Raw genomic sequence first — 21,617 nt, 5'->3', positions numbered from 1 at the left:
GCACATTGCACCTATAAGGGGAAAACAGCCATGACAGCTAAGACAGCCATGACTCTGACCGAAACAGCGACCACATTGCCTCGTGGTCCTCAGAGGGAAGGTCTCTACCACCCGTCGAACGAACACGATGCGTGTGGCGTGGCCTTTGTTGCCGACATTTACGGTCGCCAGACCCATGACATTGTGGAAAAGGGCATTCAGGCACTGGTCAATCTCGACCACCGCGGTGCCGCCGGTGCAGAGAAGACCACCGGCGACGGTGCCGGCATTCTCATTCAGGTTCCGGATGCCTACTACCGCGCTGAGCTGAGCAAGGAAGGCGTTATTTTGCCGCCGGCGGGAACCTACGCCACTGGTATCGCCTTCCTGCCGCAGGCGCGGATGGCTACTCTCGATGCCATTCGGGCTATTGAAGACATCTGCGCTGAAGAGGGCATCGAGATCCTGGCATGGCGCGATGTACCAATCGACGCTGAAGGGCTCGGCCAGATGGCCCGTCAGGCTATGCCAGTGCTCCGTCAGCTCTTCGTTACCGCGAAGAACTACGAGGGGCGCCAGCTCAGCGATATTGATCTCGACCGCAAGATGTTCTTCCTGCGTAAGCGCTGCGAGCGTGAGCTGGGCGAACGGGGCGCCGGCGAGGGCTCTGGCGGCGACACCGTGTACTTCCCGTCGCTGTCCAGCCGCACAATTGTCTACAAGGGTATGCTCACTACCCCGCAGCTGAAGGATTTCTACCTTGACCTGCAGCAGAAGGAAGTTACTTCCGCGCTGGCCATCGTGCACTCGCGCTTTTCCACGAACACTTTCCCGTCCTGGCCGCTGGCACACCCGTACCGCTACGTCGCTCACAATGGTGAGATCAACACCGTGCGCGGCAACGAAAACTGGATGCGCGCCCGCGAGTCGCTGATTCGCTCTGGCAAGCTGGGCAATATCGACCGCGCGCTGCCGGTGTGCGACCCCAACGGTTCTGACACTGCGCGTTTCGACGAGGCCCTGGAGCTCCTGCATCTCGGTGGTCGCAGTCTCCCGCATGCGGTCATGATGATGGTTCCGCAGGCCTGGGAGCACGATGACAACCTCAGCCCGCAGGTTCGCGCGTTCTACGAGTACCACGCCTGCCTGATGGAGCCGTGGGACGGCCCCGCCGCTATCTGCTTTACCGACGGCCAGGTCATCGGTGCCACCTTGGATCGCAATGGCCTGCGGCCGGGACGCATTTGGGTGACTGACGAGGGCCTGGTGGTGATGGCCTCCGAAGCTGGTGTCTTGGATATCCCGCCGGAGCAGATTGTGCAGCGCACGCGCGTACAGCCGGGGCGTATGTTCCTGGTGGACATGAAGGCCGGTCGCATTATTGAGGACAAGGAGATTAAGTCCACGCTGGCCGCCACTGGGCCCTACGAGGAATGGATCAAAGAAGGCCTGGTCGACATCGCCGATTTGCCACGAGAGCGCTACCAGTACATGCCGCATGCCCGCGCGGTGTTACGACAGCGCGTCTTCGGCATCACCGAAGAAGACGTTGACCTAATCATCCGCCCGATGGCACTCACCGGCGCGGAGGGCCTGGGTTCGATGGGCTCGGACACGCCGATTGCGGCGCTGTCCAACCGACCTCGCATGCTGTTCGACTTCTTCTCGCAGCGGTTTGCACAGGTGACCAACCCGCCGCTGGACTCGCTGCGCGAAAAGTCCATCACCAGCATGAATACGTTGCTGGGGGCAGAGACCAACATCTTGGAGCCCACTGCCGATGCCGCCCGTCGTATCCGGCTAGAGCATCCAATCCTGGACAACCACGACTTTGTCACCCTGTGTCAGGCGGGCAAGAACGAGGAGTACTCCGAGTTCCGCGCCGAGGTCATCTCCGGCCTGTACCCGGTCGCCCGCGGTGGCCGTGGCCTGCGCAACGCTATTCGTCGTGTCCGCCGTGAGGTCTCCGAGGCCATTGACCGCGGTGCTCGACTGATTGTGCTGTCTGACCGTGAGTCCAACGAGCGCTTTGCGCCCATCCCGTCGCTGCTGCTGACCTCCGCGGTCCACCACCACCTGGTGGAGGAGCGCACTCGCACGCGCGCCAGCCTCATCATTGAGGCTGGCGACGCCCGCGAGGTGCACCACATGGCCATGCTGCTGGGCTTTGGTGCCGATGCCATTAATCCGTACATGGCTTTCGAAACCATCGATGAGCTGCGCATGAAGGATCAGCTTGGTGATCTGACGCTGGATCAGGCCTGCTCGAACTACTGCAAGGCCGCCTCTAAGGGCGTGCTGAAGGTCATGTCCAAGATGGGTATCGCCTCACTGCAGTCCTACCGTGGCGCTCAGCTGGCCGACACCGTCGGTCTGTCGCAGGAGTTCCTGGACGAGTACTTCACCGGAGCTGTTTCTCCGCTGGAAGGTATCGGTCTCGATGAGGTCGCAGAAGATGTTGCGGCTCGTCACCGCAGCGCATTCCTGCCGCGTCCGGAAGAGCAGGCCCACCGCGAGCTGGATCTCGGCGGCGAGTACAAGTGGCGTCGCGAAGGCGAGTACCACCTGTTCAACCCGGAGACCATCTACACACTGCAGCATGCCACCCGCACTGGTCAGTACGCGGTCTTCCGCGACTACACCAACAAGGTCGATGAGCAGACCAAGCAGCTGGCAACTCTGCGCGGCATGCTCGAGTTCGCCTCGGACCGCGAGCCAATCGACATTGATGAGGTCGAACCGGTCTCCAGCATCGTCAAGCGTTTCTCCACCGGCGCGATGAGCTACGGCTCCATCTCTGCGGAGGCACATGAGACGCTGGCCATCGCTATGAATCGCCTGGGTGCGATGTCCAACTCCGGCGAGGGCGGCGAAGATCCAGACCGCTTCGAAATGGAGGCCAACGGCGACTGGAAGCGCTCTGCCATCAAGCAGGTCGCATCGGGCCGCTTCGGTGTGACCAGCCACTACCTGTCCAACTGCACCGACATCCAGATCAAGATGGCCCAGGGCGCAAAGCCCGGGGAAGGTGGCCAGCTGCCACCGAACAAGGTCTACCCGTGGATCGCGGAAGTCCGCATCACCACCCCGGGTGTGGGTCTGATCTCGCCGCCACCGCACCACGACATCTACTCAATCGAGGATTTGGCGCAGCTCATTTACGACCTCAAGAACGCCAATCCGCGCGCCCGCATTCACGTCAAGCTCGTCTCCGAGCAGGGCGTGGGTACCGTCGCCGCTGGCGTGTCGAAGGCGCATGCCGACGTCGTGCTGATCTCCGGCCACGATGGCGGCACTGGTGCCTCGCCACTGACCAGTCTCAAGCATGCTGGCGGTCCGTGGGAGCTGGGGCTCGCTGAAACCCAGCAGACCCTGATGCTCAACGGGCTGCGCGACCGCATCCGCGTGCAGTGCGATGGCCAGCTCAAGACCGGTCGTGATGTCGTGGTCGCGATGTTGCTGGGCGCTGAGGAGTTTGGTTTTGCCACCGCTCCGCTGGTGGTTGAGGGCTGCATCATGATGCGCGTCTGCCACCTGGACACCTGCCCAGTCGGTATTGCCACCCAGAATCCGAAGTTGCGGAGCAAGTTCACCGGCCGTGCCGAGCACGTGGTCAACTTCTTCACCTTCATCGCCCAGCAGGTCCGTGAATACCTCGCTGAGCTGGGATTCCGTACCATCGATGAAGCGGTCGGACATGCCGAGTGCCTGCGTCTGCGCAAGGATCTGGGCAACCTTCCGCGCGTCGCAAAGCTTGACCTGGAGCGAATCCTGCACGTTGCCGAGAGCCCCTTCTTTGCGGACCAGGATTCCTACTGCACGAAGGCGCAGGACCACGGGCTCGAGGGTGCGTTGGACGAGCGCCTCATCGATGAAGCGCAGCCAGCGCTGCGTACGGCGCGCGCGAATGGGCTGGCGCCGACACCGGTATCGCTGCACCACGCCATCAGCAATGTGAACCGTTCCGTGGGCACGCGCCTGGGGTACGAAGTCACCAAGGTCGCAGGTAAGCAGGGGCTTGCCGACGACTCCATCGTCGTCAACCTGCTCGGTTCCGCCGGTAACTCGCTGGGCGCGTTCCTGCCGGCCGGTGTGACCATCAAGCTGGAGGGCGATGCCAACGACTTCGTCGGCAAGGGCCTGTGCGGCGGCAAGATTGTGGTCCGACCTTCACGTTCGGCCCCGCCGACCGCGGATGTGGCTACCGACACCATTGCCGGCAACGTCATTGGTTTCGGCGCCACCAGCGGTGAAATCTTCGTTCGCGGCACTGTCGGTGAGCGCTTCTGCGTGCGTAACTCCGGTGCTACGGCCGTGGTCGAGGGCATCGGTAATCACGGTTGTGAGTACATGACCGGTGGCCGCGTCGTAGTGGCGGGCCCGGTCGGTCACAACTTCGGCGCCGGTATGAGTGGCGGTATCGCTTACCTGCTGGATAACGAGGCGACGCGGGCGAACATCAACACCGAGTTGGTCGATATTGTGCCGCTCGATGATGAGGACATCAGCTGGTTGGAGGCCACGCTGTCGAAGCACCGCAAGCTCACGGGTTCTAAGACTCGGTTCCCGGCTGCACAGTTCATCAAAATCATGCCGCGTGATTACGCCCGAATTCTCGACGTAGTCGCGAAGGCAAAGGACAACGACGCTGACATCAACGAGGCAATCATGGAGGCAGTAACCAATGGCTGATCCGAAGGGTTTCATGAAATTCCAGCGCGAAGAGCCTGCTCATCGCCCGGTTCCGCTGCGTCTGATGGACTGGAAAGAGGTCTATGAGGAGGCTAGCAACGAGCAGGTGCAACAGCAGGCGACCCGCTGTATGGACTGTGGCGTGCCGTTTTGTCACTCGGCCTGCCCGCTGGGCAACATCATTCCGGAGTGGAATGACCTGGTTCGTCAGAACCGCTGGCACGAGGCTTTCGAGCGCTTGCACGCCACCAACAACTTCCCCGAGTGGACCGGTCGCCTGTGCCCGGCTCCGTGCGAGGGCGGTTGTGTGCTCGGCATCAACGACGATGCCGTGACCATTAAGAACATCGAGCTGGCCATCGTTGAACGCGGCTTCGATGAGGGCTGGGTTCAGCCAATTGTGCCGACTTTCGACACCGGCCAGCACATCGCTGTCATCGGCTCCGGGCCAGCGGGCCTTGCTGCAGCACAGCAGCTGACTCGCGCCGGGCATGATGTCACGGTCTTCGAGCGCGACGACAAGATTGGTGGTCTGATGCGCTACGGCGTGCCGGACTACAAGATGGAGCAGCGTTTCCTCGACCGTCGTCTCGAGCAGATGGAGATCGAGGGTACCGAGTTCCGCACCAACGTCTCACCGACAGCCGCTGACCTGGCAGAATTTGACGCAGTGGTTCTAGCTACTGGCGCGTCGCTGGCCCGCGACCTGCCCGTCGATGGCCGTGATCTGGAGGGTATTCACCAGGCTATGGAGTACCTGCCGGGAGCAAACCGCGTTGCCGCAGGCGAGCTCGACATCCCGCCGATTGATGCCAAAGGTAAGAAGGTTGTCGTCATCGGTGGTGGCGACACCGGCATTGACTGCTTCGGTACCGCGCTGCGCCAGGGAGCGGCGTCCGTCACGCAGTTCGATATTCGCCCCCGTGCACCGAAGTCCCGTGCGGCGTCGACTCCGTGGCCGATGTACCCGCTGGTCTGGCGCGTGGCGACTGCTCACGAAGAAGGTGAGTACACCATCACCGGTTCCGAACCGCCAGAGGTTACCGAGGCGCTCGGCCTTAACGCTCGCGTCACCGGCGAGACCCTGGGCAAGCGCGTCTTCAACGTCAACACCGTCTCCTTCCACGGCGAGGACGGTCACGTGACCGGCCTGTCCGCCAACGAGGTCGAGGTCATCGATGGCAAGCGTGTGCCTATGGAGGATACGGATTTCGAACTCGATGCCGACCTAGTTCTCATCGCGCTGGGCTTCTCCGGTCCGGAGCGCGGTGGTCTGTCGCATGAGCTGGGGATTCAGTTCAACGATCGCGGTGTGATGATGCGTGACGACGACTACCTCGCCGTGCGCAGCGACATCGAGCAGAACTTCGACGGTCCGGTGTTCGTGGCCGGTGACAATGGCCGCGGGGCCAGTTTGATTGTGTGGGCTATCGCCGAAGGTCGCGCCTGCGCCGAGGCCGTGGACCAGTACTTGATGGGCGAGTCCAATCTGCCGCGCGCTGTCGAGCCGGAGGATGCTCCAATTAAGTTGTAAACCCTGGTTTAGTTCACCACTATGTTGCCGCGTGCCCCCATTTCGGCATGCACCATCTGGTGGTCGACAAAGCGGTACGTGCCAGGCTCCGGGAATTCGGCCTCAACATAACCACCCTGCGCGGCACCGAGGTCAAGGGCTTGGGCACCGCCCACGCCGTCGTCAAGCAAAAGCGCGCCCTCCTTGTACACGCGATGGAACTGCGTGCCGACGATATGGAAGCTCGTGCCCTTGTTGGGGCCGGCGGCAAGTACCCAGAAACGTACCGTCTCACCTGCGCGAATGCGAATTGGGTGGGTGAGATACTGGTCGGGGTAGCCGTTGAACTTGTAGATATCGGGGTCCTCGGCCATGGTCTTGTCGGCGTCGGGGCCGTCCTCGCCCCAGTAGCTTTCCGACTGCACCAGAAGAACCTCGTGGTCAACATCAGTGAGATTCGGTGGGTCGATGATGACGGCACCGTGCATACCGGCAGCGATGTGCATGGACATGGGCATGGTTGCGCAGTGGTACATCCAGATGCCCGCGCGGTCAGCACGGAAGCGGTACTCAAGCTTCTCACCAGGGGCGATGTCGCGCATTGGCTCGTCCGGCGAAACAATGCCGGCGTGAAAGTCGATGGAGTGACTCATGGTGCCGTCATTAATGAGCGTGACGACGAACTCGTCGCCCACCTTGCCGCGCAAAGTTGGCCCCAGCGGTTTGCCGTTGAATACCCAATGCTGCTGCTCGACGCCAGGGGCAGCGTAGCCGGTGAACTCGCTGGCTCGCAGCGTGACGTGGTGAACCGTGGCGTCCTCGGCGGGCGTCAACATTGGATTGATGGTGGGGGAATCCGGGCCGGGTAGCTCGCCGACATTCCCGAGTGCGCCTGGCGTTGCGAGGTCGGAGTGGCTGCTGTTCCCAGTGTGGTGTGAATGATTCGAACCACCTGCATTGACCGTGAGCGTCATGCCCATCTGGCGGTGGCCAGCAATGGTGCACCAACCGTCAATGTCGCCAGGGACGACCGGCACTTCGATGGTGGCGGAGTCGCCGGGGGAGACTCGGCCGGTGTCCTCGCCGGTGGCCAAGCGCAGATCGTGGACTTGGGAATCCGCGTTGACCATGGTGATGACCAGGCGGTCGCCGGGGTTCGCCTCAATGACGTTCGGGGTATAGGTCATATCGTTGGCAGTAACCGTGACCTCGACGGTTTCTCCGGTGGGCGCAACATCGCTGGTGGTTTCAATGCTGCTCGTACCGCCACCGCCACCGCTCAGCGCAACGCCGACGGTTACTACCAGGCCTAATACAGCCAGAGCAGCGGTAGTTTGAGCACCGAGACGACGCGCGGTTGCTTGCAGCTCGACCGGCTTCGGCGATGCTTCCTTGTTAGCTCGTGCCTTCTGACTCTCTTTTAACGCACCAATCTGAGCCTTCGCGGCACGGCCGACAAGTGGCAGATAAGACACCAAGGCAAGGGAGACCATTGCGGAGACCGCCACTTTGGTCCAGGAAGGCAGCGGCATTAGCCACAGTGCCAGACCAATATTGATGGTTGACCAGCGGAATGCGCCCGCGCGGTCAAGTTCCTTCATACCGGCAGAGACTGGGCCAGCACCTCCGCCGATGGTGGCGGGCAAGAGTTGGCTCATCATGCCGATAAGCAACTGGGCGCCGAAACCGATTACCAGCGGCAGCGTGAGGGATGAGATTACGAAGCCGTCGTCAAGCGCCTTGACTGTGGCGACTGCGAGTGTGCCGATTAGCCATACGATGGCGGCCGCGACAGACAGCGCCGGGTAGCTGAGACGGTCGCGCGGGTCTTTAGCGACAGTCATGACGTTGTGTGCCCACGGGATGGCGGCTATGACCCAGCCGATAGTGATAATGCCAAGGCCGACCGAGGCGATCCAGTTGAAGCTGGTCAGTGCACCGATCGCGGTAACTGCGATACCTATGAGCTGTACTGCTAGTGCCAGCTTCGGGCGGGAATGCGGCGACATCTGGGTTCGCCACAGCGCTGGGAACATGGTGATGAGCGTGCCGCAGGCCGCGAGCCCGAGGAAGCCAATGAGGTTGACGGCTTCGTGTGCCAATAGGAGGTCGTCGTGAAGCGCTTTGCCCTTCGGAGATGCGAGGATGGCGCCGAGTGCAGCGCCGATGGGCAGTAGGCATGCCGACGCGACGTAGTGCGCAACGGAGATGGCGAATGGCCGATCGCGCTTCGCTACCAGGTCGCGTCCGAGGGAAATCGCATGCCATGCGACGGCGACGCCGATGACCGCCGCGCCGACGGTGGTCACTGGCCACCAGTCACCGAGCTTGCCGACGACCGTTGCGACAATACCTACGTTGAGCAGGTAAATATTTGCCAACTGAATCTTCCGATTGCCAACGGGCACGTCGATTTTCAGTAGCTTTTCGGTGAAGTGGCGGCCCCAGATGAGGATGGAGTTGGTGACGGCGCCGAGGGTAAAGAGATGCACCAACAGCCAACGGCCATCGGTGACGAAAGGGTGAATGAGTGCTGCCACAATGATGGAGGCGAACCACCAGCGCACTGGCATACCGGCCTTGCGATGCCAGGACATGCGGCGCTTCTTGCCAGGCTTAGTAGGCGGTTTGGTTGTGGGGGATTGGGGTTCTGGTGTGGCGTGCGACGACATATATCAATAATACGCATACTGGGTGCGCATTTAATATGGGCGCATGTAAGAGTGCTTTTATTTGGTCGGGTCTTCGCCGTTTTTGTGGGCCTGCCAGAACTGTGTGGTCTTCTGTGTCTGACCCATCCGGTTTTGAATCAGTATCAGGGTAGTAAGGAAGGGCTTCCGGGTGATGAAAGCGCGTGCCCGACGCGTTGATGATGTGCTCACGGGGAAGTGTAACCCTTTTGTCAAAAACGATTGTTTGAGTATTCACGCAAATACTTCCTTGAATAAATATCTCAATAAAGAGGTGATTGTGCATTAATTGCAATCGTCAGGAAGTGGTTACGTTAGAAGCTAGTTTGTACAGCTAGTTAGATGAATGTAAACAGATTGAAGCTTCAGTAAACAGTTGGTGAAACGTTGTTTTACCAGGGAGAATGATGAGTGGTAAAGGTGGCTTTTTGGCTACCCGAACGATGGGGTAGCCCTTTGTAGTAGGGGGCTGTAAATGTAGTTCATATCGCATAGTATGCCAAGCCTGTGGAACGCATTGTGCGTAAGAAAATTTAACCAGCAGTAAAAGGCATAAGAATGTTTATCCGAGACTGGAAGCAGCTCGCCTGGTGCGTATTTGACGTACTCGCCTGGCTGATTGCGCTGTCCGCCGCTAACGGAATCGTCCGCGGTGAATTGGTATCTTTCTCTGAAATATCAGGCACTAATTTTTTGGTTGTCGCTGTCGCCGTGGCCGTCATCGTCCTGCTCGGCCTGCTGCTCGGGGAGTACACCAACCCACAACGCGTATGGCCCGGCAGTCGAACTGAAGATATTGTTCTGCTGAGCATCAGCATGGGCGGCGCTACCGCAGCCACTGGGTTAGCTCAAATCCTGAAGACCTTCCCGGAAATTGCGTGGTACGTTCCGTTCGCAGGCGGCTGTGTCGCAACTTTGGCAAGTATCTATACCCGAACTCTCGCTCGCTGGATTACCAACAACTTTGGCTCCCGTCAGACGGATGATCGCTTGATTGTTCTCGGTGCAGGCCGTCGAGCCAAATTCTTTATTAACAGCCTTACGGATTCCGGTATCTCCCGTGAGAACCGCTTCCACTTGGTTGGAATCGTCGATCCCAAAGAAAGCGGCGAGAACCATATTTCTCGTATCCATGGTCTCCGCGTGGTTCGTGGAATTGATCAGCTGGGTGAGCTCGCATCGCGTACTTCGGCGCAGTCGGTCATCATTGCGACTGATGAGCCACTGTCCACTGAGTGCATCAACGTCCTCAACCACATTTGTGAGGAATCGTCGCTGCGCCTGCTCATTCTGCCGCCGGTGGAAGAGTACTCGCGCCACCGTGGTGCTGTCGCTACCTCGCAGGTGCGCGAAATTAACATCGCCGACCTCATTGGCCGTCAGCCTCTGCACCTGGATGAATCCAAGGTCGCTTCCATAATCCGCGGTAAGAAGGTGCTGGTCACCGGCGCTGGAGGTTCTATCGGTTCGGAAATCTGCCGACAGGTTCACCGCTTTGAGCCGGCAGAACTGATCATGCTGGATCGCGATGAGGGCGGCTTGCATGCCACGCAGCTGTCGCTGACGGGTTCGGCGCTTCTCGACGGCTCCGATACCGTCCTGGCTGATATCCGTGACGCGGAAATGCTGACGCAGATCTTCACCGAGCGCAAGCCCGATGTTGTCTACCATGCTGCAGCTCTCAAGCACCTGCCGCTGCTGGAGAGCTACCCTGCAGAAGCAGTGCAAACCAATGTCATCGGAACTCAGAACGTCCTGGATGCAGCGGCTGCGGCCAACGTTTCAACCGTTATTAATATTTCCACGGACAAGGCTGCGAACCCGGCCTCGATTCTGGGTGAATCCAAGCGCGCTGCGGAACGTCTGACTGCGCACATGGGGAAAACTCACGAAGGTGTCTGGGCATCTGTCCGCTTCGGTAACGTGTTTGGCTCGCGCGGTTCAGTCATTACGACTTTCCAGCGTCAGATTGAAGAGGGCGGCCCGGTGACGGTGACGCATCCTGACGTTCAGCGCTACTTCATGACCATTCCGGAGGCATCGCAGCTGGTGCTGCAGGCTACCGTTATTGCAGAGTCCGGTGAGACTCTGGTGCTGGAGATGGGTAAGCCGGTCAAGATTGCTGAGCTGGCGGAGAACCTGATCAGGCTCCATGACGCAGACGTAGAGATTGTCTACACGGGTCTTCGCGAAGGTGAGAAAATCTCCGAGGATTTGGTTGATGACCGCGAGGTTCCCAAGATCGGTGATCGTCATCCGCTAATCACTGAGGTACGTGTTGAGCCGGAACGGCTGAATTCGCGGATTCTTCCGTGCACACATGATCACGATGCGGCACGTCGTTGGCTTGCAGAGCACGGTGGGGCGCAAAGCAGTATTGAGGCGCATCCCACCGGTGCACAATCACTTGCAACCGCTAGCTCGAAAGCAAAATAGTTAGGATGACTCCCCACCGTGACAACCACCAGCTCCTCTAACTCCGGGCAGCTGGCGCAAAGAGTTCGAACAGTTGCGACGATTTCGGCAGCTTCAGCGCTCGCCGCAGTCGTCGCCTTTGTGGTCAGTATTCTTTCCGCGCGAGTGCTGGGGCCCGCCGGTCGAGGCGAGGTCGCTACCGTTTTGCAGTTCGCCTATATTGTGGCGCCATTCGTCGGCTTTGGGGCCGATCGGCTTTTGCTGCGCCGCGATGATTACGACCACGGTCTCATTCCGAGTGGTTTCGCCATGACTGTAGTCGCTCTGATTGCCTGTGCCATTGCAGGTGTCGTCTACGGACCATGGACGGCGATGGCCGGCGTCGTCGCCTTGGTTACCGTGTCATTTTCCATGGTTCGTGCCATGGCTATCAGCCGCCATCGAGTGTCCTTCTTCGTCGTAGTATTCATCGGTTTCCAGGGCTCAGTACTGCTTATTAGCGCTGCGCTATATTTCGCCGGAGTCGAAGACTGGCGCCGGTGGGCTGCAGCCTATATCTTCCCGGCACTGCCACTGGCAATCTGGTCGCTAGCGAAGTCACGCAAACACACCGATTCCCGTGTTGGCGGAGTGGTAGAGACGGCTCGAACAAATGCCCCATTTATCGCATCGGGCCTGGGGCCGCTGACGACCACACGCTTGGGTCGCGTTTTGCTGCCGGCGCTGGCCTCACCGGCGTCGTTAGGTCTTTTCGTAGTCGTGGCGACGGCGACGGAACCGCTGTACTGGATCGCGCAGTCAGTCGCCGATCAGCGCACCAGCGACCAGAGGGGGCGCGAACTCACCCCATCTCGTGTGCTCCGACACCTTGGCATAGTCATTGCAGCGTACGGCGCACTTGGTGCACTCGGTGGTGTGGCACTCTACTTCCTTATCGTGCCGGTATTCGGCCATGAGTTTGAGCCTGCCCGGGAGTTGGTGCTGCCACTGACTATCGCGGCCGTGGTGCTCGGCTGCTACCGACACCTGTGCGGTGAAATTCTCGGCAGTGACAATCCCCGTCGAATTGGCCGAGTGGAACTTATTTCCGCCGTCATCGCTGTCATTTGTTACCCGATTGGCATTCTTCTCGGAGATGCCCTCGGTCTCGCGTGGACCAGCGCAGTTGTCTATTTTGCAGCAGCCGTGGTCGCGGTAGTGGCGCTAATGCGGCCAACCGGAGGCCAGAAGAATCCATCAACTACCACCGAAGAACTCCCCGTCGACGTAATCGAGGAAGCCTAAACAATGCGAATCACTTATATCCACCAGCACTTTGTTCTCCCCGGTGAGCCGGGTGGTTCCCGACCCTACGAGTTTGCCCGCCGAATGGCCGCCGCAGGCCACGAGGTGACAATGATCTGTGGTCGCGATGAGGCCATGGATAAAACGGTTGATGGTATCCACGTGCGTCGTCTATCGATTCCGTACCGCAATGAAATGTCGAAGCGCGAGCGCATCGTCAGTTTCTTGAACTTCCTGGTGCGAGCCTCTGCGGTCGCTGCCCGTGTGCCTGCCGACGTGATCTACGCGTCCTCGACCCCGCTGACTGTGGCGGTTCCGGGAATCGTGGCGAAGTTTACCCAGCGTGCGCCGTTGGTGGCGGAAATTCGTGACCTGTGGCCAGAGGTGCCGATCAAGTTGGGCTACCTCAATAATCCGGTGGCAATTTTCCTGGCCAAGCAGCTGGAGAAGGCATTTTATGCGGCATCGAGCGAGGTCGTGGCGCTGTCGCCGTCGATGGCCGATGGCGTCAAAGAGGTCGCTCCGAAGAAGCGCGTGACCGTGATTCCGAATGCGTCGGACTTTGAGCGTTTTGATGTCCCGGCCGATCAGCGCGCTGCTTTCCGAAAGGAGCAGGGTTGGGGCGATGACGTGGTAGCTGTCTATGCCGGTGGTTTTGGCATGTCCTACCAGCTGGAGTGGCTTGTGGATTTGGCGGCGCAGCTGCGTCGTGATGGCGTGGAGAATGTGCGTTTTGTCCTGCTGGGGCAGGGAAGCGACTCGGATGCGTTGTACCAGCGCGCCGAGAACGCTGGCCTCGATGCCGATGCGATGTTCCTTGGCCGTCAGCCGAAGGAAGATGTCGCCAAGTACGTCTCTGCCGCCGATATCGCGCTATCGCCGCTGCGTGATGACCCATGCCTGGAGGGCAACTCCTTGAACAAGGTCTTCGATGCCATGGCCGCATCGCGTCCGGTGGTGTTCAACCACGGTGGCTGGCTGGAGGAAGCCGCAACGGAGCACGATGCCGGTTGGCGTCTCTCGCGCGATATTCCGGCCGCAGCCAAGCGATTCGCTGAGATCATCTCCGACCGCGATGAGATGCGCGCAGCGGGACAGCGAAATCGCGAACTGGGTGAGAAGCGTTTTGCCCGTGACAGCCTGTACTCCCAGCTCATCGAGGTACTCAACCGCGTCCGAAAGGTGCAGAAGTAATGACTAACGCTGACGCTAACAAGCCCAATGAGCGGATCTTTCTTTCGCTCGCGACAGTCACCGAAGCAGAAGAACAGGCTGTCGTTCGCGCACTCCACTCTGGTTGGGTGGCTCCGTTGGGACCCGAGGTAGACGCGTTTGAAGCGGAGATTGCCAAGCGCTGCGGTGTTGAGCACGCGCTCGCGCTGTCTTCCGGCACCGCTGGCCTGCACTTGGCGCTGCTCGCGCTGGGGATCGGTGAAGGTGACTACATTCCGGTTTCCACCATGACCTTCGCGGCCACGACCAACGCCATCGCTTACGTTGGCGCTACGCCGGTGTTTGTCGATGCGGCAGAGGACGGAAACATCGACCCTGAGCTGCTGCTCCGCACCGTCGATGAGCTGCTCACCGAGGGCAAGAGCGTTCCCGCCGTGATGATTGTGGACCTCTTTGGCCGCTGCGCCGATTACCCGGCCTTCGCGCCACGCCTGGAAGAACTCGGCATCGCGCTCATCGAGGACGCCGCCGAGGCGCTCGGTGCCAGTGTCGATGGTCAGCCGGCCGGCAGTTTCGGCCGTGCCGCCGCGCTGTCTTTCAACGGCAACAAAATCATGACCACCTCCGGCGGTGGCATGCTGCTGTCCGATGATGCCGATCTCATCGCTCGCGCGCGCTACCTGTCCACCCAGGCGCGTCAGCCCGTCGCTTGGTACGAGCACACCGAAATCGGCTACAACTACCGGCTTTCCAATCTCCTTGCCGCACTGGGGCGGGCGCAGCACTCGCGTCTGGACGGCATGATTGCTCGCCGCCGCCAGATTCGCGATGCGTACATCGATCTGCTCGCCTCGCTTGACGACGATGCCCCTGGTAAAGGTACCCGCTTGCTCTCTGACTCCGACGAGCGTTTCACCGAAAACTGCTGGCTGACCTCAATTGTGCTGCCGCAGGAGGCCGTCGATAAGGGCGTGCTGACCCCGGACAGCGTGATTGCAGCACTTGGTGAGGCCAAAATTGAGGCTCGTCACCTGTGGAAGCCGATGCACCTGCAGCCGGTATACGAGGGCGCGCGGGCGACCATCAACGGCACTGCTGAGAATCTTTTCTCCCGTGGCATTACTCTTCCTAGTGGTCCGGCGCTGGACGATGACGACGTCGCGCGGGTGATAGGTGTTTTGAAGGAAGTGCTGGGATGACTTCTACAGAGGTAGCTGGAGAAACTGTAAAACAGCGAAAACCAATACTGCAGTCGCTGTTTATTGTGGTGGCCGCGGGAATGTTTGCTGGTGTCCTCTACGTTGGCGACACGACGATGAAGGACGTCTCTTCGGCGCTTCCTAATCTCTCTCTTGCATTGCCGATTTTGGTAATCGTTGCAATCCTTACCGCCATCGGCACCCCAGAAGCGCAGCGCCAGAGTTGGCTGAATGCGATGAAAGGCGCTGGCAATGTAAAGCAGTGGCCGATGGCCGTGTGGGCATTAGTGGCTTTCTATGCCTGGTTGTTCTGGATGATGCTGTCCGGACTGTGGGCCCCCGAAGCTGCCGAAGTTGCTCCTGTCGTTACTGCGTTGATAACGCTTGGGCTCATCGCCACGATGTCAGCAATACTGTTCTATTTGCATCCTCAGGCACTGGTATGGCTGTGGTTAGCAGTAGTCATTTGCTCGCTTATTTTTCTCTACGGTGGCATTACTGGTCCGAAATATGTCGGGCGCATGACGGCGTTCGGCGGTGGACCGAATGTCTTTGCCCGTTTCATGCTGTACGGCATCGCGGCAGCTGTGTTTTTCATGCTGTGGCGTAAGTTCATGTGGGCAGTTCTCTTGTTTGCTGCACCATTTGCTTACGGTCTCGTTGCGTCGGGAAGCCGCGGTGTACTGGTTGCTACCACCGTGGTAGTCCTCTTTACCGCAATAGCTGTGTTTTTTCACTGGGGTTGGAAGTGGGCGACTGTTTTTTACGTCGCAGTCGCCGCAGCGGTCGCGTATGGATACTCGCGGTTCATCGCAGGTACCGAGATTGAAGAATACTTTAAGACGCGCTTTATCCAGTTGACCTTCGAAAAAGAACATGATTCCGGACGCGGTTATCTCCATGATGAAGCTTTCCGAATCATGGGTGAACACCGCATCTTTGGTGGAGGCCTGCATAGCTTCGTTGTGCTGTCGACACCGAGGTCTTCACGTCCACTGGAGCATCCGCACAATATCTTCTACACAGTCGGGTCTGAAGCGGGTGTCATAGGTATCGGCCTGTTTGTGATTGTGCTGGTTGTGCTGGCAATCGCCTGTCGCCACCTATTCAAGTTTCTTCAAGCTGGTCTGACCGCAGCTGTGGCGTTAGCGGTTCTTGTGGCACAGGTTTTTTCCGGCTACTACTACGATTCCCGTTCGCTATGGCTATTTGGCTTTGCAGCAGCATTTACAATGCTGAGCCTACGGCGCAAGGACGCAGCATCGGCAGAACCAGAGCTGGATGAGCAGCCGCAACCAGAACCCGCAGCCGAGCCCGAACCAGTCATGGTCACCGATACCGCGGGGCCGGTTGTGCCGGAGCCGGAGCCAGCGGTGGCCGTCGTCAAGCAAAGTGCGCCTGACAACAAGAATGACAACAGGAAGCTGCGCGTTGCGGCAGCGTCGTTTGCCGCGGCCGGTGTAGTGGGTGCGGTTGGTTGGCTGGTCAGGAACCGTTCTAATGCGGAAGTCGATGCGCGTGCCGAAAATATTCTGCGCGAAATGTTCAACGAAAAGTAGGAGATGACCAATGGATTCACCGAGCATCCGCGCGCAACGCGTAATTAAGCGTGGCGTCGACATCGCGGCATCTGCAGCAGGTCTGATTGTGCTGTCGCCAGTTATGGGCGCTACGGCGCTGGCAGTGCGACTTTCCATGGGGAAGCCAGTCCTATTCCGCCAGGAACGCCCGGGCCAGGATGGTGAGCCGTTTAATATCCTCAAGTTTCGGACGATGCACCACGTCAATCCGGCAAAGGGGCTTGTCGACGATGCGTCCCGCCTCACCGAGGTGGGAAAATTCCTGCGTTCGACAAGCTTGGACGAGCTCCCGGAGCTCTTTAACGTCCTGCGTGGAGACATGAGCCTCGTTGGCCCACGTCCGCTGCGCATGAAGTACCTAGAGCGCTATTCGCCGCGCCAAGCACGCCGCCATGAGGTGCCACCGGGGATTACGGGGCTTGCCCAGGTCTCGGGCCGCAATGGCATCACCTGGGAAGAACGTTTCGAGTACGACGTGCAGTACGTGGATAATTGGTCGCTACTGCTCGATGCAAAGATTCTGCTTGACACGATCTTGGTGGTGCTCAAGCGTGAAGGGATCTCGGAAGAGGGGCAAGTGACTATGACCGAGTTCACCGGTTCGTCGGAGAAGGACGTCTCGGCTAGCGCAGGTTCTTAATCACACTTGCAGGAACACCGGCGACAACGGTGTAGTCATCGACATCGCTAGTAACTGCGGCTCCGGATCCGATGTACGCTCCCTCGCCAACGGTGAGGCCGGGGTTGATTACGGAGTTGGCGCCTAGGGTGCAGGCTTCGCCAAGCGTGACAAAGCCCGACACGGCATTGAGCGGGAAGATTGTGCAGTAGTCCCGCAGCACCGCATCGTGGCCAATCGTGACATTCATATTGATTTGGGCGTGCTTGCCTACCTCAATATTGCAGGTCAGGCGCGCTCCGGGGCAGATGACGGTGCCCTCGCCGAGCGTGACCAGCGCGCCGATGCTGGTGTCTGGGTGGACCAGAGTCGCAGGCACGAGCCCTTCGGTATCTGCGCGTTGCGCAATCGAACGTCGAGCTGCGCCGCTGCCGATTGCGACTGTGTAGTAGACCCCCTCGGGCAAGTCCGCGAGGATTTCGGTTTTGCCCAAGAGTTGCACGCCCATTTTGTGGAAAAAGGTCATATCTGGGGTGCCATCATCAATAATGCCTAGGATTTCCCACTGCGGTGGTAGGCCGTTGGCTGCTGCGTAGTCGTTGATGTCCTTGATGAAGCTGACCACGTTTCGGCCAAAACCACCAGCGCCGACGATGACAATCTTTTCGGTCGTCGTGTTGTTAATCCACTGCTTTGGCATGAGTGTCATTATCCCACTGATAGCCGTATTTAGCCGGAGTGCGTGACTGCGAATTCACCTACCACCAGTAGGTGGGATACCGAAGGCCGCGCAGTCGATTTGCGAGGATGCCAAGCACCACGATCATGATTGACGAAGCGAAAATGAAGCCTATGAAGCGGAAGTCGTTGGCAAGCCCATGGCCGTGTGGCATCAGCACGGTGACCATAGCGGTAGCGGTGGCAGGGGAGTGAGCCGCGCGAGCAAGAAGCATGAGCGCGAAGGCAACGCCGGCGGCAACCGCTGCAGCAATGATGGTCGAACCCAACATGTGCAGAGTTGCGATGCCAGTCGTGCAGCCGATGAGGTGTCCGACCACGACATTTCGTGGCTGAGCCAGGGGTAAGTTCGGTGCGCCGACGATAAGTGCCATGGCAGCGCCAATAGGAGGCAAAAATAGCAGGTCAGAGACAGAAGTTGAGATGAGTGCCAGGGTCATCAGCGGCAGGCTCACGGCTACCGAGGCGGCGATAACATGGCGCAGCGGCGGGCGGGGTGGCGCTTCGCTGGCGATTCGGGGCCACTTCGGAGACCGTGAATTAGACATGAGAACGATGTTAGGGTGTGCAGCCTCATCTGCGTCGCGGTTCGAGGTTTTTATTGAAATAGAAGTTTAAATGGGGTGGCGCCCAGGTCTCCCAAGCCTCCAAACCCGAACCAGACCCGAACCAACCCCCGACCATTTTCACCGGATATGACACACTTAAGGGCATGGAGCCTATCGATGTCGCAATCCGGGATGAGTCCATCCGTCTCGGGCAATTCCTGAAGTTGGCAAACCTGGTGGAAACGGGCGGTCTGGCCAAGGAACTCATTGCCGAGGGCCAGGTCAGCGTGAACGGTGAGGTCGACACTCGCCGTGGCAAGGTGCTGCGTCCAGGGGACGTCGTCTCTGTTGCCGGTATGTCGGCACGCGTGGCCACCGCCGATGAAGTCGATGATGACTACTTTGATGAGGCCACCGCCGACGATGACTTTGATCCTGAAAAGTGGAGGAACTTGTAACTCATGCCCGCATTTCCCGCCGAATTTGGCATGCCCCTGCGCGTAGATTTGCTCTCCGCCGCACCGCGTAAGACCGAGCGCTTCTACCGCGGCGTTCTTGGGTGGGCTTATCGCAATACCGCGCCAATCCATGAGGATGCCCGCGAGGCATCCGCTGGTCGCCGCGTTGCCATGCTGTCCGGAATGCCGGTGTCGGTGCTGCTTGAGGCCGATAAGGACGCTGAGGATGCCTTCGTCAACCAGTGGCGCGTGAATTTCCATGTCGACTCCGCCGCTGGTGCCGTCGAGAAGGCGCGTGAGCTCGGCGCCGAGGTCTTCCAGGAACCGACCCCGCTTGTCGACGGATCCACGATGGCCGTCGTTTCCGACCCCGCCGGTGGCCTCATTGGACTTTTGGAACAGCCGGGTGAGCAGGCCTTCATTGCAGCGGGCGAGCCCGGCACCCCGGTGTGGTTCGAGCTGGTCGCAGGCCCAGAGGAGACCTTTGAGCAGGTCGCGGACTTCTACCACAACTTCTTTGGCTGGGAAATCGCAGTGCGCAACAAGAACGAGCACGGCACTTTCGCAGTTGCGATGGAAGACGGGGCGCCGTTCGCTGGCTTGGTAGCCAGCTCGGTTGCTGCACAGACCGATGCGGCAGATAAGAGCTTCGTTGGCTGGCTGGCCTACCTTGGCGTGGAGAACATCGACACCGCTGTCGCCAAGGCTGAGGAACTGGGCGGTTCCGTGCTCGTTGCCCCGCAGGCCACCGAGTTCGGCCCGCTGGCAACTGTGCAGGATCCGTGTGGTGCGGCAGTTGTACTCTGCGAGGTGCCGCTGCCACCGGAGGAGGACATCCGCGAGTCCGACCCGCTGGAAGGCATTGACCTCAGCCAGTTCCAGTAGGCGCTAGAGCTCTTCTTCGTCGTCCTCAGGGTCCTGTTTTCCGGTGTAGTTAACGTGTAAAGGATTGTCTTCGTTTTTAGCCAATGCAGCGAAGAAGTCATTGGTCCAGGTAAAAAGTTCACTTTTACCAAGGTTGACTTGCTGCTGGAGCAATGGGTGATAAACAACCCGCTGTGACGGTGGGCAGCCGTAGTAAAAGATTCGGTACAGTCCAGCGCGCGATTCACGTATATGGCGATGGCAGTACTTGACCAGTTCATCAGCGCGATCCTCTGCGGTCTTATGACCAAACAGTGTTGCCGCGCGTTTGCGGTAAAAGCCACCATCAACAAGCACTGCTGTAGTGATCTCGCGTAAAGGCACAGCTCGCGCAGCACTATATCTGTTTCTACTCATATTTCTTGGCCCTCCCCCTATGAGTAATCCCAGTCATGGGTTAAGTAGCAAAAAGTGTGTCTGACTTTCAGCATTACTGCTGATTAGGCTGGGTAAATCGGGCGGATATAAGCATCAAGACCTTATATCCGCCCGATTAGTGTTCAATCCACCGGAATGGCACCCGCATGTGCTAATCGGGGGTTGGTGTGCTTTCCGGGTGAGTAAAAACAGACCACGATGCCCGATATGCGCTGGGCAAATGAAGAAAAACGGAACCACTTCTAAAGGCACAACCAGGTGGCGATGCAAGGACCCGAACTGCGGCAGTTCCACGACACGAACCCGCACCGACCGCACGCAGACCCGCGACTTTAAAGCCTTCGTCTCTTATGCCACCTCCACAGCAACGTTGTCTGAACTCGCCCAGCAACAAGGGGTAAGCCGTTGGACACTTGACCGCCGATTCAAACCGTTCTGGCTCATCGACATCCCCAACGACGGTGACCCACAGCGCATCTACGACCAGATCTTCATCGACGGTACCTACACCGCCGCCGGATGCTTGCTCGTCGCAGCCAGCCACGACCACGTCATCGCATGGCACTGGACCAAACACGAAACCGCCCACGCCTACACGCAGCTACTCCGCAAAATCGCTGAGCCGCTCTGCGTCGTCCTCGACGGCGGACAAGGCGCACTTACTGCGATTAAAGCCTGCTGGCCGAACGCGATAATCCAACGATGCCTCGTCCATGCGCAACGCGTCATCCGCCGCTACACCACATCACGACCACGCACCGACGCCGGCAAAGCCATCTACGCCCTGGCGTTGAAACTGACCCGTATCACCACACTCGACCAGGCACGGGAGTGGACGCTGCGTCTGCACGACTTCGGACAGGTATTCAAAGCATTCCTCAACGAGAAAACGCCCGTGTCAAAAGAGCGCCGCACACTCAACAACCAGTGGGAATGGACCCATCTGCGAGTTCGCAAGGCATACAACTCCCTGCTGCACCTCTCACGGAAAGGATGGCTGTTTACCTACCTGCAGCCACCACCGAATGCGCTTGAGCCTCAACGCTGGGCTTCAACGACAAACAGTCTGGAAGGCGGCATCAACGCCGGGCTCAAACGCATCGCCGACGCGCATCGCGGCAGGTCCGGGGAACGCCAACGAAAAATGCTCGAGTGGTACCTGCACTCGAAAACGCAACTGCCTGACGACCCATTAAAGATCGCCAGGCAGTGCAATTTCGGCCAAGATCAACTCGCCAAAGTCAACGATCTTGTCGAAGAAGACCACAACAAAGCCGACCATGAAACAGGCCGACCAGCCTTCTACGACAACGCTATCCCAACCGAGTACGAACACTCGATAGGAATCAGAAAAGGCCCCATGAAGTAACAAACGGTGTGCCCGCCCCGCAACACGCCGAGCGGACACACTTTTTGCTACTTAACCC

15 protein-coding genes are annotated in these 21,617 nt (G+C 59.2%); 11 read left to right on the top strand and 4 right to left on the bottom strand.

The genetic code is table 11. The annotated features are described in order from the left end of the window. The first annotated feature begins 48 nt into the window (after positions 1-48). Both gltB and ADM64_RS05305 read left to right on the top strand, forming a co-directional pair. Positions 49-4,671: a glutamate synthase large subunit gene (gltB, locus tag ADM64_RS05310; protein WP_049193422.1), complete on the top strand. Its 4,623-nt coding sequence runs from the start codon at positions 49-51 to the stop codon at positions 4,669-4,671. Beyond that, positions 4,664-6,205: a glutamate synthase subunit beta gene (locus ADM64_RS05305; RefSeq protein WP_049193376.1), complete on the top strand. Its 1,542-nt coding sequence runs from the start codon at positions 4,664-4,666 to the stop codon at positions 6,203-6,205. Before gltB ends, ADM64_RS05305 begins: the two co-directional genes overlap by 8 nt. 8 nt (positions 6,206-6,213) lie before the next feature. On the opposite strand, the gene ADM64_RS05300 is transcribed toward ADM64_RS05305, so the two are convergent. Next, on the bottom strand, positions 6,214-8,856 hold the full coding sequence (locus ADM64_RS05300; protein ID WP_049193375.1) for a multicopper oxidase domain-containing protein: 2,643 nt from the start codon (positions 8,854-8,856) through the stop codon (positions 6,214-6,216). 576 nt (positions 8,857-9,432) lie between these two features. On the opposite strand from ADM64_RS05300, the gene ADM64_RS05295 reads away from it, so the two are divergent. The 6 genes from ADM64_RS05295 to ADM64_RS05270 are packed head-to-tail and all read left to right on the top strand — an operon-like array spanning position 9,433 to position 17,165. Continuing rightward, positions 9,433-11,310 carry a polysaccharide biosynthesis protein gene (locus ADM64_RS05295; protein ID WP_049193373.1) on the top strand — a complete coding sequence of 626 codons (1,878 nt, stop codon included), beginning with the start codon at positions 9,433-9,435 and terminating at the stop codon, positions 11,308-11,310. Positions 11,311-11,328: 18 nt separating this feature from the next. After that, complete coding sequence (locus tag ADM64_RS05290; RefSeq protein WP_049193371.1) at positions 11,329-12,573, top strand: lipopolysaccharide biosynthesis protein; 1,245 nt, start codon at positions 11,329-11,331, stop codon at positions 12,571-12,573. A 3-nt stretch (positions 12,574-12,576) separates the two neighbouring features. Then, positions 12,577-13,767: a glycosyltransferase family 4 protein gene (locus tag ADM64_RS05285; protein ID WP_049193369.1), complete on the top strand. Its 1,191-nt coding sequence runs from the start codon at positions 12,577-12,579 to the stop codon at positions 13,765-13,767. Then, complete coding sequence (locus tag ADM64_RS05280; RefSeq protein WP_049193368.1) at positions 13,767-14,945, top strand: DegT/DnrJ/EryC1/StrS family aminotransferase; 1,179 nt, start codon at positions 13,767-13,769, stop codon at positions 14,943-14,945. Before ADM64_RS05285 ends, ADM64_RS05280 begins: the two co-directional genes overlap by 1 nt. Next, positions 14,942-16,504 (top strand): O-antigen ligase family protein, encoded by a 1,563-nt coding sequence (locus tag ADM64_RS05275; RefSeq protein ID WP_049193367.1) that lies wholly within the window; start codon positions 14,942-14,944, stop codon positions 16,502-16,504. Before ADM64_RS05280 ends, ADM64_RS05275 begins: the two co-directional genes overlap by 4 nt. Positions 16,505-16,514: 10 nt before the next feature. After that, positions 16,515-17,165, top strand: coding sequence for a sugar transferase (locus tag ADM64_RS05270; protein WP_049172523.1), 651 nt, complete (start codon positions 16,515-16,517; stop codon positions 17,163-17,165). On the opposite strand, the gene ADM64_RS05265 is transcribed toward ADM64_RS05270, so the two are convergent. Beyond that, a complete protein-coding gene (locus ADM64_RS05265) occupies positions 17,149-17,844 on the bottom strand; it encodes a NeuD/PglB/VioB family sugar acetyltransferase (RefSeq protein ID WP_049172520.1) in 696 nt (231 codons plus the stop codon). The two genes, ADM64_RS05270 and ADM64_RS05265, sit on opposite strands and share 17 nt — an antisense overlap. Before the next feature lie 58 nt (positions 17,845-17,902). Beyond that, complete coding sequence (locus ADM64_RS05260; protein WP_049193366.1) at positions 17,903-18,430, bottom strand: HPP family protein; 528 nt, start codon at positions 18,428-18,430, stop codon at positions 17,903-17,905. Between the two features lie 164 nt (positions 18,431-18,594). Here ADM64_RS05260 and ADM64_RS05255 point away from each other — a divergent pair, with 164 nt between their 5' ends. Both ADM64_RS05255 and ADM64_RS05250 read left to right on the top strand, forming a co-directional pair. After that, positions 18,595-18,888 (top strand): RNA-binding S4 domain-containing protein, encoded by a 294-nt coding sequence (locus tag ADM64_RS05255; protein WP_005510922.1) that lies wholly within the window; start codon positions 18,595-18,597, stop codon positions 18,886-18,888. Between the two features lie 3 nt (positions 18,889-18,891). Continuing rightward, positions 18,892-19,773 (top strand): VOC family protein, encoded by an 882-nt coding sequence (locus ADM64_RS05250; RefSeq protein WP_005510913.1) that lies wholly within the window; start codon positions 18,892-18,894, stop codon positions 19,771-19,773. Positions 19,774-19,776: 3 nt separating this feature from the next. On the opposite strand, the gene ADM64_RS05245 is transcribed toward ADM64_RS05250, so the two are convergent. Further along, a complete protein-coding gene (locus ADM64_RS05245; protein ID WP_187405454.1) occupies positions 19,777-20,169 on the bottom strand; it encodes a hypothetical protein in 393 nt (130 codons plus the stop codon). A gap of 199 nt (positions 20,170-20,368) precedes the next feature. On the opposite strand from ADM64_RS05245, the gene ADM64_RS05240 reads away from it, so the two are divergent. Beyond that, on the top strand, positions 20,369-21,559 hold the full coding sequence (locus tag ADM64_RS05240; RefSeq protein WP_162838042.1) for an IS1249 family transposase: 1,191 nt from the start codon (positions 20,369-20,371) through the stop codon (positions 21,557-21,559). Positions 21,560-21,617 lie beyond the last annotated feature (58 nt).

The organism is Corynebacterium sp. 401_CJEI, from assembly GCF_001076435.1.
Classification (GTDB): Bacteria; Actinomycetota; Actinomycetes; order Mycobacteriales; family Mycobacteriaceae; genus Corynebacterium; species Corynebacterium jeikeium_D.
This window is presented reverse-complemented; position numbering and strand designations above follow the sequence as displayed.